The organism is Psychrobacter sp. 1Y10, assembly GCF_052259005.1.
In the GTDB taxonomy this organism is placed as follows: domain Bacteria; phylum Pseudomonadota; class Gammaproteobacteria; order Pseudomonadales; family Moraxellaceae; genus Psychrobacter; species Psychrobacter saeujeotis.
On record NZ_JBQQES010000002.1, the window covers coordinates 581589 to 598798 of the forward strand.

Sequence of the window (17210 nt, forward strand, 5' to 3'; positions counted from 1 at the left end):
TGTCTCATTAACCAAAGCTGCATAAAACATAATACTGACTTCGAGTCAACACATTATGTCTGCCTATAATTTCCACTTTGCATTAAGACGACCAACAATCAATAAAACAGTAAACTTATCAATTACTTACAAACTCATAAGTAATAACTAACAGTGATATGAAATCACAAGATAACTTGCTGAGAATAGGGCAAAAATAAAGCCTTATTTTAACATTTTTTTACCCGTAAGTCACTGTTTACTGGCTGTTTTAGGTCTTGGAAACAGTCGTTTTAGAGTAGTAAATATTATATAAACACCAGACAGCAGTTAGCTGGAAATATGAGAGAATAGAAAAATAATAAGGATGTAATGAAGAAGTAAAAACAGTGATCTAATAACAGAATTTGCTAAGTCAAATAGATCTGACCATGTTTCACATGAAACGTTCTAGGATTTGACCATAATTCTTTAACTAGGGGTACAACATCATCAGTCAGACTGGTCATAAATACTTGACAAGGTAGACGCGCTAAAGTTGTTAGTAATATTTTTATCGCCCTACTGTCCAATTCTGCCGTAATATCATCTAAAAGTACGACAGGAGTCATTCTTGTTTGGATATCACTATTAGATAATTTTGTGACTACCTCATTATTAAGTAGCAAAGGCAATTGAGACAAACGCAATGCAGTAATCAAGAGCTTCTTTTCACCGCGAGATAAGACATTGGCTGCCTGTTCTTTCAAAATCGGCAATTTGTGGTTTAACTCATCTCTTAAGGCGACATCTACTTCTTTATCAGAACTTTTGGCTCCTGTAGAGTCACTAGAGCGCCAATGTACATGAATATCAGCACGATGATTGCCGATACGAGTGTACCCTAATTGCAAATCCTGCTCTAGGCGCTCATTAAGCTGCACGTCAAGTCCCACACTTGTATCGTAGCCTGCATTGTAGCTTAAGCTTAGTTGATCCGCATAGGCAGGCAGTAATTGTGCAATGCTTTTTGCAAAATAAGGCTGCCATTCGGTAAATACTTGCTCACGATAATGGTGAATAAGCGCAGCGTGGTTACCAAGCCCTTTGTCCCAGGATCTTAGCTCTGCAAGCTGAACATGTGATAAATGATTCGTCTTTTTTAACAAACTATTGCGCTGTTTTAATAGACGCTGATACGCTACCCACTGGGAGTGAAAGCCTTGTTTCATGTGAAACACCAACCAGTCTAATAACTGTCGACGACTGGCACTACCCTGCTCTAACATATCCATTGTGGAAGGGTCTATCAACAGCGTGGGCAACTGTTCGGTGAGGATGCTTTGGTTGTAGACAGTGGTTTGATTAAGGCGTAATAACGTTGTCGCATCGGCCTGCTTTTGAATAGCTAATGTACTGTTATCAGTCAACCTAGCATGTACAGTAGTACTGTCTTTATGATGCTGAATATAACGTTTGGGCTGATGATGACGAAAGCTTTTACCTCTTGATAATAAAAATATTGCTTCAAGTAGTGAAGTTTTGCCGCTACCATTGACACCGATGATGACATTACAAGCGGCAGAAGACAGGTCAACTTGAGATAAGTTACGCAAATATGAGACTTGTAGACGTTCAATCATAACAGCGGTGGCTGCCTATAAAAAACCCAAAATGGGCAAAATTTTGATTAAAAAACGATGATTTAAAAATTATTGCCTCAACTTGTAACCTATCTCAAACTAAAACAGCTGTACTAACCATAGTGGAGAAAAACACTATATACGCATTGGCATAATGACATACTGATGAAAATCATCATTTAGCTGATTGACCAGTACAGAAGCGTTTGATTGGCTCATGTGCATTTGCAAATCACCTTGGATAACGCCTAGCACATCTTGTAGATAAGCGGCGTTAAATGACAACTCCATCGGGTCGCCCTGATATTTAGCTTGTATCATTTCAACCGCCTCATCTTGCTCAGCATTGTTGGCACGGACTTCTACCATACCGTCACTGGCAAAATTAAACACCACACCGCGAGATTTTTCGTTACTCAAAATTGCAACACGGCGCAGCACTTCAGTCATCTTTTCTTGATTAAACAAAGCCAGCTTGTCAGTGTTACTTGGCATAACACGGCGATAGTCAGGAAACTTACCATCGATCAAACGCGCGGTAAAAGTCACCATTAGATCTTGACTGACCTGCCCTGCACTATCTACCTCACCAAAAGGTAAACTGACTTGCAAAAACTCACGACCAAAACTCAAAGTTACTGGATTGTCTTTATCGCCCAACATTTTACCAAGCTCAGAAGCCAAACGTTCAAGCTCAATGACAGCTTTACGTGGCAATATAGCTTGCATATTCAAATCACTACTAACATCAATCACACTACGTGCTAAAGCCAATCTATGCCCATCGGTCGCAACCGTCGTCAGCTGCTGCTGTGAAACATCAAATAGCATGCCAGTTAGATAATAGCGTACGTCTTGGATTGCCATTGCAAACTGAGTCTTATGGATCAAATCAGTTAGGCGACTGCGACTGATCGTCAATGGCGTGATGTTCTCTGGGTTGCCTAAGCTTGGGTAATCTTCACTAGGCAAGGTTCCTAAAGTAAAACGGCTCTTGCCACTAGTTAGTAAGCAGCGCTCGTTTTCTTGGGTAGTAAGGTTTACCTGTGCCTGAGTGGGCAAAGACTTACAAATCTCTTTTAATTTGGTTGCCGGTAATGTCGTTGTCCCTGCTTCAACACAAGCACCTGTAGGCAATCTCAATGTCGATGTCAGCTCTACTTCTAGATCAGATGCGGTCAAAACAAGCTCAGACTCAGACAACTGCAGCTTTATATTACCTAAGATCACCATGTTATGACGCTTGTCAGCAGCCTTGGCGATTAAATTAATAGCTTTTAGTAACGACTCTCGATTAATCGATAATTGCATGCTTAGTTACTCTTATTTAAGTTACTATAGTCGATTCTACATAAAACAGATACGTTATATGCCAACGCGGAACTGGTATAAATTTTTCTGGTGTACTGTGCCTGCGCAGACAAAGGCTGCGTAAAATTTATCCCAGTCTCACTGTATCGGTTTTATACTGAACTCACTATATTTAAATGACTCTATTTTTATAAAATTCAAACGATGGTTTAATAATACCTTGTCTACTGGCTATAAACCATCAACCATCTGTGCGCTTATCCGCTCAATATTATAAACCATATCCCCCTACTAAAACATAGTGATACTAAACGATCTATGCCGCCTGTAACATTAATGCAAGTGTTTTATAGTCCTTATCAAAAGCAGGGTCAGCTGCGCGCAGTTGGTTGACCTTATCACAAGCATGCATGACCGTTGTATGGTCGCGTCCACCAAATGACTGCCCAATCTCAGGAAAGCTATCGCCCGTGAGCTCACGTGCTAGCGCCATGGCGATTTGACGCGGTCTTGCAATACTACGCGTACGTTTACGTCCCATGATATCTTTCACTGTAACGTCATAATATTCTGCAACCACTTTACGGATGTTGTCCATATTGACGGATTGTACTCGCATTGCCACGATATCTTTTAGTGCATATTGCACCATCTCAAGAGTAATCGGTGCACCAGTTAAATTGGCATTAGCAAATACCTGATTTAAAGCACCTTCTAAACGCCTCACATTAGAAACCACATTTTGAGCGATAAATAGTGCGCACTCTTTAGGAAGTGTCATGCCATAAGATGCTGCCTTCTTCTGCAAGATTTGCATACGAGTATCGATTTCGGGGGGATCAACAGCTACGGTCAGCCCCCAAGAAAAGCGTGATCTAAAGCGTTCATCGAATTCCGTCATTTGTGATGGATGACGATCAGAAGCCAAAATCAGTTGCTTATCACCACTAGTAAAGTCAGCAAATAACGTTAAAAACTCGTTACTACTTTTCGTTTTTCCAGCCAATACATGAATATCATCTACAATTAATAAATCAACTTTTTTTATTTTCTTTTTAAAATCTTCTATTTTATTATTTCTTAATGAATAAACTAATTGGTTAATAAATTTTTCAGAAGTAAAATAATAAAAACTTCTATTATTTTTTAAATAGCGATGAGCAACGGAATGCATTAAATGAGTTTTTCCCAATCCTGAAGGACCGTAAATAAATAAAGGATTATGACGATTCTTTGATTGGCGCTTACTGAGCTCATAACATGCTTTATAAGCTAAATTATTAGATTTACCAGTCACAAAAGTCTCGAAGGTAAAGTCTGGATTAAGGTAACTCAACGACTTGGCGTCAGCAGAATGAACCAATTCGGTATGGCGCATATTAGCGTCAATATCTGCTTTAGCGATACGATGATGTGTGTTTTCAGAATCATAACTTGGCAGGGTAGGGGAGGGACTTTCTGCTACCAACAAGGAGTCTGGCTGTGCCTGATTACTCTCAGCTGGCTCGCGGCCAGCATTATCAACACGTACAACAACTTCTTCGATACTGCCTTGGCTATGTTTAGCAACTAACTGTTGAATGTCATGCAGATGGTTTTTTTTGATGTATGTGACGAAATAGTCGTTAGGTGCAAGAATTATTAGCGTTTGTGCTTCTTGCTGTGCCGATAGCGGTCTTAACCACATAGTAAAAACGTTATCTTTGACATGATAACGTAAGTCGTTCAAACACTTATCCCAAATAGCTGCTGTATCCATCATGAAAAGTAAACGCCCCATATTCTAAATTTAACAAGTATCATTTGACTCGTTGATAATAAAAACAGCCTGTAGTTACTGCTTAAAAAATGATGATATAAAACAACCGAATAATCACTCATCAAACTAGGACACAATCTAACATAAACAGCCTGTGGATAACATCATGTTTTTTGTGGATAAGATTGTGGACAGTATTGTGGATAAGTTTATATTACAAGTTATCCATATTTCACCCACAGGTTATCCACAGGTTTACCCATAAGCTAGTTCATTGATAAAAATCAATAAATCTTAGTTAACCACAGAAAATATGCCTCCCAATAACAACAATACTTATATATATTAATTAATAATTATTATAGAACCGAAGGAATTCTGTGGATAACTTTTCAACTAGTACATAAGACAACTCTTTTTTAGGTATTCTTCTGATAAAGAATTTCTGTAAATAAGCAGTTATTAGTTCAATGTAGAAGACTGAATAAATTAGTTTATTGACCAAGATATAATGCAGTGGTATAATCCTGCGTTATTACGAATTTAGTCCATTATTTTGATAGGTGAGTTATGAAACGTACATTCCAACCAAGCGTGATCAAGCGTAAACGTACTCACGGTTTCCGTGCCCGTATGGCAACTAAAAAAGGTCGTCAAGTTTTAGCTCGTCGCCGCGCTAAAGGACGTCATCGCCTTACTGTATAATCAGAATACTGCGATGAGCATGGTTTATAGTGCTTGTTGTGTTTCTATTATTTATAGATTGCGATAGTCAATCATCACAACTGACACTTAGCCATATAAAAAAAGCGCCCATATCGGCGCTTTTTTTATTTCTATACTTTGTTATTCTCTCTACTAACATTATTAGTTCTCATACAGGGTTGTACTATGTCCAATACTGTCTCAACGACGCCTAATGCCTGCTTCACTAAAGAGCAGCGTCTACTAACGCCTATAGCCTTTCGCGAGGTCTTTGATGCGCCTGAACGTAAGCTCCATCAAGCCCACTTAATGGCCTTTATACGTCCTAATACGAACGAGCAACCACGCATAGGGATGGCCATTACTAAGCGTAAAGTACCTACAGCAGTCACACGAAATTTAATTAAACGTCAAATTCGCGAACAGTTTCGATTAAGATCTTCAAAGTTAGAAAATAAAGATATTGTTTTTATTGTTAAAAAATCTGTTAAATATTTAAGTAATAAAGAATTAAAAAACGAGATAAATAATATTTTTAAAAAAATAGAAAAAAAATAAAATGAATTTTATATTAAAAAATAAAAATAACTTTATTTATAAACTGTTATTTACTTTAATTGTTTTCTATCAAAAATTAATAAGTCCAATATTGCCTGCTCGTTGTCGATATTACCCAACATGTTCTAACTATGGCAAGCAAGCTCTAGAATGGCATGGGGTTCGATCTGGTAGTTGGCTACTGTTAAAACGTATTGGAAGTTGTCATCCTTTGGGTGGACATGGTGTCGATTTTGTACCGCTACCTTTGTCTTCTTACTACTATCAATATGTGCCCGCTACTACCATAGCTACCGTTAGTTTTCAGGGTATTTATGTCTATAAAGATCGTAAAAGTTATGTTTCTCGTTTGAACCATATGATGAAGCTAATGTAGTTTTTGTCATTGATAGACCATCTGTGGATATCTATTTAGTTACCCACAAGTTATCCACACTCTTGGTATCATTTAGAGTGGTTTTTTAGTAAAATGATGAACATTTTATGTGATTGACTGCTGATACTGCTGCTCAAGGTATGAGTTAATACTATGCGGCGGTCATAACACATGCCTGATTTTTTATTCCCTAATTTTTTAATCTAGGAAAGGTTTATGCAAAAGATATTTCGGGTGATGATCATCATTGCGATGTTAATCACCGCTTATCTGCTAATTCTGGCATGGCGAGATGATTATGCTAATGAGCCAGCTGTAGACACGGTATCAGAAACAGCAACGTCGGTCGGTGCCGACATTCCCTCTACAAGTGGTGCAGCAGGTGACATACCAGTACAGACACTACCTGTTGGCTCTGGTGCTGTGACTACGACACCTGCCAAAAATGCAGGATTAATCACAGTTACAACTGACCGCTATGACATCAAAATCAATCCAGAAGGTGGTGATATCGTCTATGCTGCTTTAAAGCAGTATGATGCCACGCTTGATAGTGATGAGCCTTTCGTACTATTAGAAAATAACGGCAATCGTGTCTATGTGGCTCAGTCTGGTCTGATTGGTCAAGATGGTATTGACACAGCTGAAGGACGTGCAACTTATAGCCATACTGCAAATAATTATGTGATGGAAGCGGGCCAACAAACCTTGTCGGTACCGCTTACTTATAAAAAAGATGGCGTGACAATCACCAAAACCTTTACTTTTACGCAAGATAAATATCCGATTGATGTTAGCTATCAGATTCAAAACGCTTCTGCGAATGCCTGGCAAGGACAGATGTTCGCGCAGTTGAAGCGTGATGACAGTAAAGATCCTGGTATGTCTGATAAGGGTGCGCTTAGCATGGCAACTTATCTAGGCGGCGCTTGGGGTACACCTGATGATCCTTACAATAAGCTAAAATTCAAGAACTTTAGTGACGAGCTGTCAGTGACTAGTGATGATGGCTGGGTCGGTATCGTGCAGCATTATTTTGTCTCTGCATGGACACCTGAGAATTTTACCGGCAAGTTCTTTAGTCGTGAAACTGGTAACGATTACTTTATCGGATTTAACAGCCAACCTGTCAATGTTGGACCGAACAAGCAAGCGACCTTGAATGCAACGTTATATTCAGGACCAAAAGTACAATCTGAGCTTAAGGACGTAGCAGTAGGTCTAAATCAGACGGTTGATTATGGTTTGTTATGGCCAATATCAAAGATACTTTTTGCTATTTTGGATGGTATCCACAAAATTATTGGCAACTGGGGTTGGTCAATTATTGTACTGACTATCTTGGTTAAGTTTGCCTTAATGTGGTTCTCAAATAAGAGCTACTATTCAATGGCGAAGATGCGTGCCATTGCTCCAAGATTAGCGGCGCTGAAAGAAGAGCATGGCGACGATCGAATGAAAATGTCGCAAGAAATGATGGGCATTTATAAAGAAGAAAAAGTCAATCCAATGGCAGGTTGTTTGCCAATATTGATGCAAATGCCAATCTTCTTAGCTTTATATTGGGTATTGGTCGAAAGTGTTGAGCTACGTCATGCGCCATGGATACTGTGGATTCAAGATCTCTCAGCGATGGATCCTTGGTTTATCTTACCACTGCTGATGGGTGCTTCTATGTTCATACAGCAGCAGCTAAACCCACAGCCAGCGGATCCTATGCAAGCAAAAGTAATGAAATTTTTGCCGATTATCTTTACCGCTTTTATGCTATTCTTCCCAGCAGGTCTAGTATTGTATTGGACGGTGAACAACTTGTTTAGTATGACGCATCAGTATATTGTGAATAAAAAGGTAGAAGAAGAACAGAAACAGCGCACTGTTAAAGTACTTGATTAGTTTGAATAAGAGCCTTTGAATAAAAAAACCATCGTGCAAACGGTGGTTTTTTTTATAGGTAATTTGTTTATAATATTTTTTGCTGGTAGGTAAGCAGAACGCTAATACAGCGTCATAAAAGCTCAAACATGTACCCTACATTAGGATATAAAGTTTGCTTTGTCAGGCTGGGTTTAGGCGTCTATAATGGAGCTTTTAGTTAATGAGAATAACTTTGAATTCTTTACAGACGACGCAAGCCTTATCTGATTCATCTGGAAAGTCTAAGCCATCCGGTTTGGCTACGATTGCCGCGATTGCCACACCACTTGGGCGTGGCGGCGTCGGTGTGATACGGCTGTCAGGTGCGCGTGCTTATGACATTGCTTGTCAGCTCACAGGCAAGACAGCATTTACTCCGCGCATGTCCAGTTTTTGCCGGTTTTATCAGGCAGATGGCACGGTAATTGATGAAGGATTAGTGTTATATTTTAAAGGCCCGCATTCGTTCACCGGTGAAGATGTGATTGAGCTGCAAGGGCATGGTGGCATGATTTTGCAAAACCAGCTGCTTGCTCGCGTGTTTGAGCTGGGTGCCAAACAGGCCAGTGCAGGGGAGTTCTCCTACCGCGCTTTTGACAATGATAAATTAGATCTGGTGCAAGCAGAAGCGATTGCTGATGCTATTGATGCCACGAGTGCTGCGGCTGCGAGCAGTGCCATTCGTTCGCTAAGCGGGGAGTTTTCGCAAAAAATTAACCAGCTATTAGAACAGCTTATTCATCTGCGCCTGCACGTTGAAGCCGCCATCGACTTCCCTGATGAAGAGGACGTTGACTTTTTATCTGATGGCGTCATTCAAAACAAGCTTGAACAAACTCAAGATAAAATACAGCAAGTGTTGGCAACGGCAAAACAAGGTCAGCTGTTACGTGATGGGATTCATGTGGTGTTGGCAGGGCGTCCTAATGCTGGCAAATCAAGCTTACTCAATCGTCTAGCTGGGCAGGAGCGCGCTATCGTTACCAATGTGGCAGGCACCACGCGAGACACACTACAAGAAACCGTCGTCCTCAATGGCCTGACCCTGCATCTCACTGATACCGCAGGGCTGCGCGATACCGAAGACACTGTGGAGCGTATCGGTATCGAACGGGCGCGTACCGCTATTAAGCAAGCTGATATGCTACTGATGGTCTATGATGTTACTCGGGATCTTGAAGAAGATACCACACCGTTGCAACTTGCAAAGCAGCTATTTGGCGAATTACCAGCCACCAAAAAACTATTAATTATTGCCAATAAAAGTGATTTGTTGACTCATAGCAAAGATAAAATAGCGATGACGGTCTCACAAAATGAAATCACTAATCGCGGTTATGAGCAAGTAAATGTTTCATGTGAAACAGGTGCTGGCATTGATACATTAATCGAAGAATTATGTGCTAAAGTCGGCTTCCATCCACCAGAGAATAGCCTCATCGCCCGTACGCGTCATATAGATGCGCTTAGACGGACGGCTGACTATCTAGCAGAGGCGCATGAGCAGCTAACGGTCTTTCAAGCAGGAGAGTTAGTCGCTGAAAGCTTACGTCAAGCTCAGCATAGTTTGGGTGAAATCACTGGTGAATTCAGTGCTGATGACCTACTAGGTAAGATATTCGGCAGTTTTTGTATTGGTAAGTGATTAGCAAACTACTGTTTCTATCTTCGATTGCCTGATAAAAAGCTTAAACTTATCAACAACGGCTCTTGCTCTTAATGTTAAAACAAGGAAATTACTATGCACTGCCCGTACTGTAACGCGTCAGATACCAAAGTTATTGACTCGCGTCTTGCTGCGGAAGGTGCGCAAGTGCGTCGTCGTCGTTCTTGTAACAGCTGCCAAGAGCGGTTTACCACTTTTGAGATGGTAGAGGTGGTGATGCCAAGAATTATTAAGTCTAGCGGCAAAATTGAGCCTTACGATAATGAAAAACTGCGTCGCTCTATCTTATTACCCTTACAAAAACGCCCTATCACGATTGACGAGCAAGAGGCGATGATTAGTCGTATTGAGAAGCGTGTCAGACAGATGGGAGAGCGAGAAATTAGTAGTAAAGTCTTGGGCGAGATTATCATGAGTGAGCTTAAAACTTTAGATGATGTCGCTTATGTACGCTTTGCCAGTGTCTATCGCGACTTTCAAGATATCGATGCTTTTCATCAAGAGATTGCCAATATCCGTCCTAATGAAAAATAGGCTATAGTCGATACCAAATAAAATCAATACGTTGTAATGTGAGACGCAACTGGTATAAATTTTTCTTGCTTGCTGTGTCTACGCTGACAGAGGCTGCAAAAAACTTATACCAGTCTCGTTGTACCGTTTTTATAGTCACACATTCTTTATAAATTAAGCCGATTCTTATGTCTACCTTCAACCACGCGCAAGATGCACAAGATCGCTACTTTATGATGCTGGCGATTGAGCAGGCCAAGCAAGGTTTATATACCACAAGACCCAATCCTGCTGTGGGCTGCGTCATTGTCCAAGCAGGGGTAGTGGTGGGTCAAGGGTTTCATCCCAAGGCAGGCCAGCCACATGCAGAAGTATTTGCGCTCAAAGATGCAGGTGCGTACGCGGTCGGTGCCACCGCCTATGTCACTTTAGAGCCTTGTAGCCATACAGGACGTACGCCGCCTTGTGCTTTAGGTCTGATAGAGGCAGGCGTACAGCGCGTAGTAATTGCAGGTCTAGACCCGAACCCGCAAGTAGCGGGACGCGGTGTGAGGCTATTAGAGCAGGCTGGCATTGCAGTCACGGTTGGCGTACTAACAGAACAAGCAGAAGCATTAAACCGTGGGTTTTTAAAGGCGATGCGCACTCAAATGCCCTACGTTCGGCTTAAGATTGCTGCCAGTCTCGATGGTCGCACCGCGATGGCAACAGGGGAGTCAAAATGGATTACCTCGATAGCAGCTCGCGAGGATGTACAAAAACTTCGCGCCCTAAGTGGTGCGATTGTCACTGGTAGTGAGACCATCATTACTGATGATCCACAACTTAACGTGCGCTCTAGTCAGTTGGGTGTGCCAGCTGGGCAAGTACCAGCTCCTAAGGTTGTAGTGCTGGATAGGCGTCAACGCTTAGAACACAGTCTGCAGTCCGATTATCAGCTATGCCGCCGTTTGGATACGCTTTATTGGCGCAATGATGATTTGACTGCATTATTAAAAGATTTGGTCAGTGAATATCAATGCTATGACGTACTAGTAGAGGCGGGTGCAAGCGTCGCTAGCAGTTTTTTAAGTCAACAACTGGTAGATGAGCTTATTGTTTATCAAGCGCCTTGTTTATTAGGTGAAAAGGCACGGCCGATGGTTGCTTTTAATCCATTGTCTTTATCTGAGCAGCTGCGTTTTAGAGTAAGCTGCCATGAGCAGCTTGGCCCTGATCTTAAATTGATCTTATATCCTTTGTGAATTATAAGTTATAAACAACTTATCCACAGCTGTAGACAATTATTGTCAAAGTACAGTATTTATAATAGTCATCCAGTCAAAAAAAATGTTTCATGTGAAACTGTGCATAACTTTGTTTCACATGAAACTATAAACTGTAGCTCTTAAGACTATATTCGAAATAATATATATAAATCATATACTTACAGTTAGTCTGCAAGAAAAGCGATATAGTAAAGCTAAAATACTACTTTGTGGATAACTTAGTATAAAAAAGGGTTTTTGTTGGGGTGTAACTTCATTTATTCTTACTTATCCACAACTTATCCCATCATAGGATTAAAAATAATCAAATTTTTTTAAAGCTTATCTTATATAAACGTACATTAATTAAGCAAAATACGTTGTTAACGACAGCAACACGATAAAACACGAGGTCTATATGTTTACCGGAATTATAGAAAATATCGGAAAAGTAAAGTCTATGCAGCCTACAGGCGGTGATATCCGTCTAACTATAGAGTCGAACGACATGGACTTTAGTGATGTCAAGTTGGGCGACTCTATTGCGTCAAATGGGATTTGTTTAACTGTAGTAGAAGTGGGTAGTAATTCTTATTCTGTTGATGTTTCACGCGAAACAATCGCTCGAACCGCTTTAGAAGAGCTAAAAGCGGGTCATATTGTCAATTTAGAAAAAGCGATGTTACCAACTACGCGTTTTGGTGGCCATATCGTTGCCGGTCATGTCGATGGGGTCGGGCGCGTCAGTAAGCTGCAACAAGATGCGCGCTCTATCTATATTGAAATTGAGATACCTAAAGAGCTGGCGCATTATACTGCGACTAAAGGCTCTATCACCGTTGATGGTATTAGCCTGACGACCAACTTAGTACGTGACAATATCGTCTGCCTCAATATCATTCCGCATACCGCGCAAGTAACCAATATCGCCAAACACTGGCTGGTAGGTAGCAAGGTCAATATTGAGGTAGATATCGTTGCTCGCTATTTGGAGCGTCTGTTAGGCAAGTCGCAAACAGGCAGCATAGGCGCACCAAGCTCGCAAAGTCAAATTACTGAAGATTTTTTGGCTGACAATGGTTTTATGAAATAATCCGTATCGTAGCATCAGGTAACAAAGTAGAAAACAATAAAGCCTACTGACAGCTTTTGACGGTGTTAAATAACTTATTCGGTTGTCATTAGGCTTTGCAAGACTGTTTTTAACTTATCTTTATTGATAGGTTTCGCCAAAAAATCATCCATTCCCGCCTGGCGGCAAGCTTCACGATCTTCTTCTGTATTATTCGCAGTTAATGCGACAATGGGAATACTATTCCCTTGTGAGCGTATGACTTGAGTAGCTTGCAAACCATCCATGACTGGCATTCGGCAATCCATAAGGATTAATGAGATTTGTTGTCGCTGTGCATCAAGTTGTTCTAAGGCTTGTCGACCATCATCTGCCACCAAGCTAGGATAGCCCAACTTATCCAACATCTTACAAGTAATTTTTTGGTTGGTTAGATTGTCATCGACAACTAATATGGTAGGAGCGCTGGCCACCTCGACAGTGTTATTATCCATCGTTGGTTTTTTTGTACTCTCAGAGGTTTTACCAGTATCCTCGTATTTATGCGAGACGGTTGTAGACTGTAATAAACGGATGAGCTCAGATAATAACAAGGCCACGTCTAAAGGTTTATTCAAAAACCCATCAAACTGATCCAAAAAGGAGGATGGAATACTGCGCTCAGGTTTCATGCTCAATAACAATTTTGGCAAAGAGGTAACGTTCAATAATTTATGAATAACCTGACTTTGTTCACTGTTAACAAGTCTTTGTTGATTACCTATGCTTGGATCGTCAGTAGCGCCAGTCACGGGCGCTAAGTGAGTATAGGTTTCATAATACTCATAATCCAACAACAGTATAGGTTGTAGGGTTTTTGCTTCAAGCTCTAGCTGCTTATACAGTTTTTGAGCGGTCTTGTCGTCTAAGTCCGTATAGATACTCACGGGCAATGATAAGTGGGAGCACAAATGCTGGAAAAAGGTTACGCAGATGTCTTGCTCTACAATAACGATAAAACGAATATGCATGAGACTACTATGAAAGTGATAAATAGGCTGATAAGTCGGCTGTTGACAAGGCAGGTAAAGAGCAAAATTGCTACCTACGTCAAGTTCGCTATCTAATTGGATAAACCCACCCAACAACTGAGCAAAGCTATTAGAAATGGCCAGTCCCAAGCCTGTACCGCCAAAGTTTTGGCTGATTTGCCGATTTGCTTGGTTAAAATAAGAAAACAGCTTATCTTGTTCAGACTCTGCGATACCAATGCCAGTATCCTTGACACTAAAACGCATCCACTGATGCTCGGCGCCAGTATTGGGTAAGCGATTGTCGGGGGCTAAATTTTGATTGCGTGCAATAGTGGTTAAGGTGCGCTTATTATCAAGGCTTGTGATAGAACGCATCTGTTCATAAGTAATAGGCTCTATAACCAGTGCTACATAACCTGATGAGGTGAATTTGGTGGCATTATCTAGTAAATTGAGAAGAATTTGACGTAAACGGTTGCCATCTGTGCTGATATAACGCGGGCTATCGGGCATAAAAAAATACAACAGATTGATACCTTGCCGACGTGCACTACCAATCATTAAATCGCTAACATGTTGTCCAAGCTTAAAGATATCAGTAGGCTCATTCACGATATCTGCTTTTCCTGCTTTTATCTTTGCCATATCGAGCATATCGTTTAGCATCGCCAGCATTGATTGGCTAGACTGGGTTAACATCGACAGCACCTCTTGCTGCCTTGGCGTTAATCGATGCGCCTCTATCAACCCTAAAGTGCCGATAATAGCGTTCAATGGTGTGCGTAGCTCATGACCAATAATAGACCTAAGCTTGGTAAACTCTTTTATCTGCAGCTGTAATTGTTGGTTTTGCAGGTGCAGGTCATCAGCTTGCGTAATGAGATTATCGATATTATTAAGTATCACTGTAAACCCATGAACTTGTCCATGAGCGCCAAACCATGGAGTAATGTGTAGCTGATAGGCTTGTCTGTCCTCTAGTCCATAAACCAATAGATTACGAGTAACGCGTAGCGTGGAGAGCTTTTGTAGCAGTTGCTGAGTCGCTTTGTCACTGCCGGTCAAAAAATCCGTCAAGCTATAATGGTTATGACGTTGGAAGGCTGTGGTAAAAACTTGCTCAAAGCGCTGGTTAAAAAAACTGATGTGACCTTGGCGCATGACCATTAACATTGGTAAAGGGGCTTGATTGACTAAGTGCTCTAAACGCTGATTGAGTATTTTGATACGGCGATGATGGTCATGAAGCTGATAACTGATGCGGCTTAGGGTATGGCCGAGGCGTAAAAACTCGGGGGTGGCTTTTTCTGTGACGAATGGGGGCGGTATATAGGCCTCTTTAGAGCTTATCGTTAAACTGTCCGTATATTGTATCAATTGCTCCCAATTAGTACGGCGTTTAAGCGCATAAAGCAATGCCAAACTAAATAACATAATCGCTGTCATTAGTGGCAACCAAAATTGATAGGATATCCAGCTTATATTGAGAGGTTGATGACGCAGTACGACATATATCTGATGACCGTTTTCAAGCTTAATTCTACCAGTTAATGTGTCATTATCTATCTGATACGAGCTGTTATTTGTAGTAGATGTTGAGGTAAGCGTAGGAAAAGTCACGCTAGTAAACTCGGTTTCTTGAGGTTGTATGTGATGATAAACATACGTTTGTCCAGACGGCAGCATAAAAATCAGCTGGTAGCTTATGTCTTGAAAAAAAGGTTTGGTAACGATGTTTTCGATTTCAGTTTCTGTCGGTACGGCGTGATTAATAATCTCATGCTTCAACGCTGCAAACACAACTTGGCTATGCGTCTGGCTCTGAGTTTTGAGCGTCGAAAGCATCATGGCATAGTATAAAGCCAGCATTATTAGCAGTGTCAAAATATAAAAGAGAAGCAGACGTTTTAATGACTGAAACTGTTGCATGTGGGTATGTTCCTATACCTGCGCGACAATACAGTGCGATGGTAAGCTAAAATAATATAATCTATTCGTTGGATAGGGCGCTTTGACAGCGCTATTATCTACAAACCTTTAGGCGTAAGGTAAAGGTTGAGGTATTAGTAAAAACAGTTAGGTAAAACTTTATAGTAACAAATTTGTCCCTCTTACGGTTATGACAATTATACTAATTTAAATGTTTACTTAAGCTTTAAATTGAACATAGCGTGGCCGCTTGGTTTATCATTTAAACATACTAAACTAACTATCGACTAGTGAATACCAACTAGATAAGTACCTATAAATAGCAAAAGTCACTAGCATAATGTCAATACAGACTAAGTCAAGAGAGTCATTATAAATTAAAGACAACGATAGCTATCTGCAAATAGATAACTCAGCTCACAATTATGGCACAACACTGTAAACTCACCTATAATGTGACGACCAATCACACAATATATAATATGGTGCTATGACCACAACTAATGCTGTCTCTAATGATAGGGTACAAACCAATCGATTGCGCGTGGTGTTTGCAGGCACACCTGAGTTTGCTGCAGCTAGCCTTGAATCACTCATCGCTCAGCAAGAGCAACTTAATATAGACATCGTTGCGGTATATACGCAGCCCGATCGCAAGGCAGGCCGTGGCCAAAAACTATCTGCCTCTGCTGTTAAACAAGTAGCGCTCACTCATGATATTGCCATCGAGCAACCTGCTACCTTCAAAAAATCCAATACTGAAGGCTTGGCTGCTAGACAGACATTGGCAAGCTATCAGCCTGATATCATGATTGTCGCAGCCTATGGTTTGATTTTGCCTATCGGTGTATTAGATATCCCAACTTATGGTTGTTTAAATATCCATGCTTCACTTCTACCGCGCTGGCGCGGCGCGGCGCCTATTCATCGCGCGTTATTGGCAGGGGATACCAAGACTGGCATTACCATTATGCAAATGGATAAAGGTCTGGATACTGGAGATATGCTCTACGAAGCCAGCTGTACTATCGCTGATGATGATACAGCTGCAAGCTTGCACGACAAATTGGCTGATTTAGGAGCAACGGCTATCAGCACTGTCCTACAAGATTTGTCAAATTACCAAGCAGAGGCGACTGTACAAGATGACAGTCAAGCCAATTACGCTGAAAAACTGGTAAAAACTGAGGGCGAGATTGATTGGACGCAGTCAGCTAACATTATTGAGCGTCAAATCCGCGGTTTAACGCCTTGGCCAGGCGCTTATACGTTTTTAAACGGTGCGCGCGTAAAAGTATTAAACAGCTTGCCAGCAAACCCATCACAGCAAACTACAGAACCTTCTGGCACTGTTATCAGCGTGGGACGTAAAGCGATTTTAGTCGCTTGTGGTAAAGAGAGTGAAACTGAATCATCAGCCACTACTCTAGCCGTTACTCATTTGCAGTTTGCAGGTGGTAAGCCCGTTAGCGCTGAGCAAATCTGTCATGGCAACCAGCTCGATGATGGTGACCAGTTTGGCCCCGAATTCAATTAATCACTG

At 41.1% G+C, this 17210-nt stretch carries 13 protein-coding genes; 9 read left to right on the forward strand and 4 right to left on the reverse strand.

From position 1 onward, the window contains the following. Positions 1–389 precede the first annotated feature (389 nt). From recF to dnaA, 3 genes are all read right to left on the reverse strand, one after another. A complete protein-coding gene (gene recF, locus ACTXGH_RS05485; protein ID WP_439296172.1) occupies positions 390–1601 on the reverse strand; it encodes a DNA replication/repair protein RecF in 1212 nt (403 codons plus the stop codon). A 135-nt stretch (positions 1602–1736) separates the two neighbouring features. Then, on the reverse strand, positions 1737–2912 hold the full coding sequence (dnaN, locus tag ACTXGH_RS05490; protein WP_439263366.1) for a DNA polymerase III subunit beta: 1176 nt from the start codon (positions 2910–2912) through the stop codon (positions 1737–1739). Between the two features lie 316 nt (positions 2913–3228). Beyond that, positions 3229–4674: a chromosomal replication initiator protein DnaA gene (gene dnaA / locus ACTXGH_RS05495; protein WP_439263368.1), complete on the reverse strand. Its 1446-nt coding sequence runs from the start codon at positions 4672–4674 to the stop codon at positions 3229–3231. 567 nt (positions 4675–5241) lie between these two features. Between dnaA and rpmH the strand changes: the two genes are divergently transcribed. The 8 genes from rpmH to ACTXGH_RS05535 all read left to right on the forward strand — a co-directional run bounded on the left by rpmH (position 5242) and on the right by ACTXGH_RS05535 (position 12746). Further along, entirely contained in the window at positions 5242–5376 is a 135-nt protein-coding gene (gene rpmH, locus ACTXGH_RS05500) for a 50S ribosomal protein L34 (RefSeq protein WP_007394757.1), read from the forward strand. A gap of 186 nt (positions 5377–5562) precedes the next feature. Further along, on the forward strand, positions 5563–5934 hold the full coding sequence (gene rnpA, locus ACTXGH_RS05505) for a ribonuclease P protein component (protein WP_439296173.1): 372 nt from the start codon (positions 5563–5565) through the stop codon (positions 5932–5934). A gap of 1 nt (position 5935) precedes the next feature. Beyond that, on the forward strand, positions 5936–6310 hold the full coding sequence (gene yidD, locus ACTXGH_RS05510; protein WP_439296174.1) for a membrane protein insertion efficiency factor YidD: 375 nt from the start codon (positions 5936–5938) through the stop codon (positions 6308–6310). Positions 6311–6526: 216 nt separating this feature from the next. Beyond that, entirely contained in the window at positions 6527–8206 is a 1680-nt protein-coding gene (gene yidC / locus ACTXGH_RS05515; RefSeq protein ID WP_439296175.1) for a membrane protein insertase YidC, read from the forward strand. A gap of 214 nt (positions 8207–8420) precedes the next feature. Beyond that, positions 8421–9872 (forward strand): tRNA uridine-5-carboxymethylaminomethyl(34) synthesis GTPase MnmE, encoded by a 1452-nt coding sequence (mnmE, locus tag ACTXGH_RS05520; protein WP_439296176.1) that lies wholly within the window; start codon positions 8421–8423, stop codon positions 9870–9872. A 96-nt stretch (positions 9873–9968) separates the two neighbouring features. Next, positions 9969–10427 (forward strand): transcriptional regulator NrdR, encoded by a 459-nt coding sequence (gene nrdR / locus ACTXGH_RS05525; RefSeq protein WP_058369796.1) that lies wholly within the window; start codon positions 9969–9971, stop codon positions 10425–10427. A 167-nt stretch (positions 10428–10594) separates the two neighbouring features. Then, positions 10595–11650 carry a bifunctional diaminohydroxyphosphoribosylaminopyrimidine deaminase/5-amino-6-(5-phosphoribosylamino)uracil reductase RibD gene (gene ribD / locus ACTXGH_RS05530; RefSeq protein WP_439296177.1) on the forward strand — a complete coding sequence of 352 codons (1056 nt, stop codon included), beginning with the start codon at positions 10595–10597 and terminating at the stop codon, positions 11648–11650. Between the two features lie 421 nt (positions 11651–12071). Continuing rightward, entirely contained in the window at positions 12072–12746 is a 675-nt protein-coding gene (locus ACTXGH_RS05535; RefSeq protein WP_439263380.1) for a riboflavin synthase, read from the forward strand. Between the two features lie 74 nt (positions 12747–12820). Here ACTXGH_RS05535 and ACTXGH_RS05540 read toward each other — a convergent pair whose 3' ends face one another. Continuing rightward, positions 12821–15667 (reverse strand): response regulator, encoded by a 2847-nt coding sequence (locus ACTXGH_RS05540; RefSeq protein ID WP_439296178.1) that lies wholly within the window; start codon positions 15665–15667, stop codon positions 12821–12823. A 490-nt stretch (positions 15668–16157) separates the two neighbouring features. Here ACTXGH_RS05540 and fmt point away from each other — a divergent pair, with 490 nt between their 5' ends. Next, positions 16158–17204 carry a methionyl-tRNA formyltransferase gene (gene fmt, locus ACTXGH_RS05545; protein WP_439296179.1) on the forward strand — a complete coding sequence of 349 codons (1047 nt, stop codon included), beginning with the start codon at positions 16158–16160 and terminating at the stop codon, positions 17202–17204. Positions 17205–17210 lie beyond the last annotated feature (6 nt).

What these genes read in the sequence shown, in the direction of transcription:
- recF (WP_439296172.1), bottom strand. Translation starts at nt 1,601, where the DNA reads ATGATTGAACGTCTACAAGTCTCATATTTGCGTAACTTATCTCAAGTT.
- nrdR (WP_058369796.1), top strand. Translation starts at nt 9,969, where the DNA reads ATGCACTGCCCGTACTGTAACGCGTCAGATACCAAAGTTATTGACTCG.
- rnpA (WP_439296173.1), top strand. Translation starts at nt 5,563, where the DNA reads ATGTCCAATACTGTCTCAACGACGCCTAATGCCTGCTTCACTAAAGAG.
- yidC (WP_439296175.1), top strand. Translation starts at nt 6,527, where the DNA reads ATGCAAAAGATATTTCGGGTGATGATCATCATTGCGATGTTAATCACC.
- fmt (WP_439296179.1), top strand. Translation starts at nt 16,158, where the DNA reads ATGACCACAACTAATGCTGTCTCTAATGATAGGGTACAAACCAATCGA.
- rpmH (WP_007394757.1), top strand. Translation starts at nt 5,242, where the DNA reads ATGAAACGTACATTCCAACCAAGCGTGATCAAGCGTAAACGTACTCAC.
- ACTXGH_RS05535 (WP_439263380.1), top strand. Translation starts at nt 12,072, where the DNA reads ATGTTTACCGGAATTATAGAAAATATCGGAAAAGTAAAGTCTATGCAG.
- ribD (WP_439296177.1), top strand. Translation starts at nt 10,595, where the DNA reads ATGTCTACCTTCAACCACGCGCAAGATGCACAAGATCGCTACTTTATG.
- yidD (WP_439296174.1), top strand. Translation starts at nt 5,936, where the DNA reads ATGAATTTTATATTAAAAAATAAAAATAACTTTATTTATAAACTGTTA.
- dnaA (WP_439263368.1), bottom strand. Translation starts at nt 4,674, where the DNA reads ATGATGGATACAGCAGCTATTTGGGATAAGTGTTTGAACGACTTACGT.
- ACTXGH_RS05540 (WP_439296178.1), bottom strand. Translation starts at nt 15,667, where the DNA reads ATGCAACAGTTTCAGTCATTAAAACGTCTGCTTCTCTTTTATATTTTG.
- dnaN (WP_439263366.1), bottom strand. Translation starts at nt 2,912, where the DNA reads ATGCAATTATCGATTAATCGAGAGTCGTTACTAAAAGCTATTAATTTA.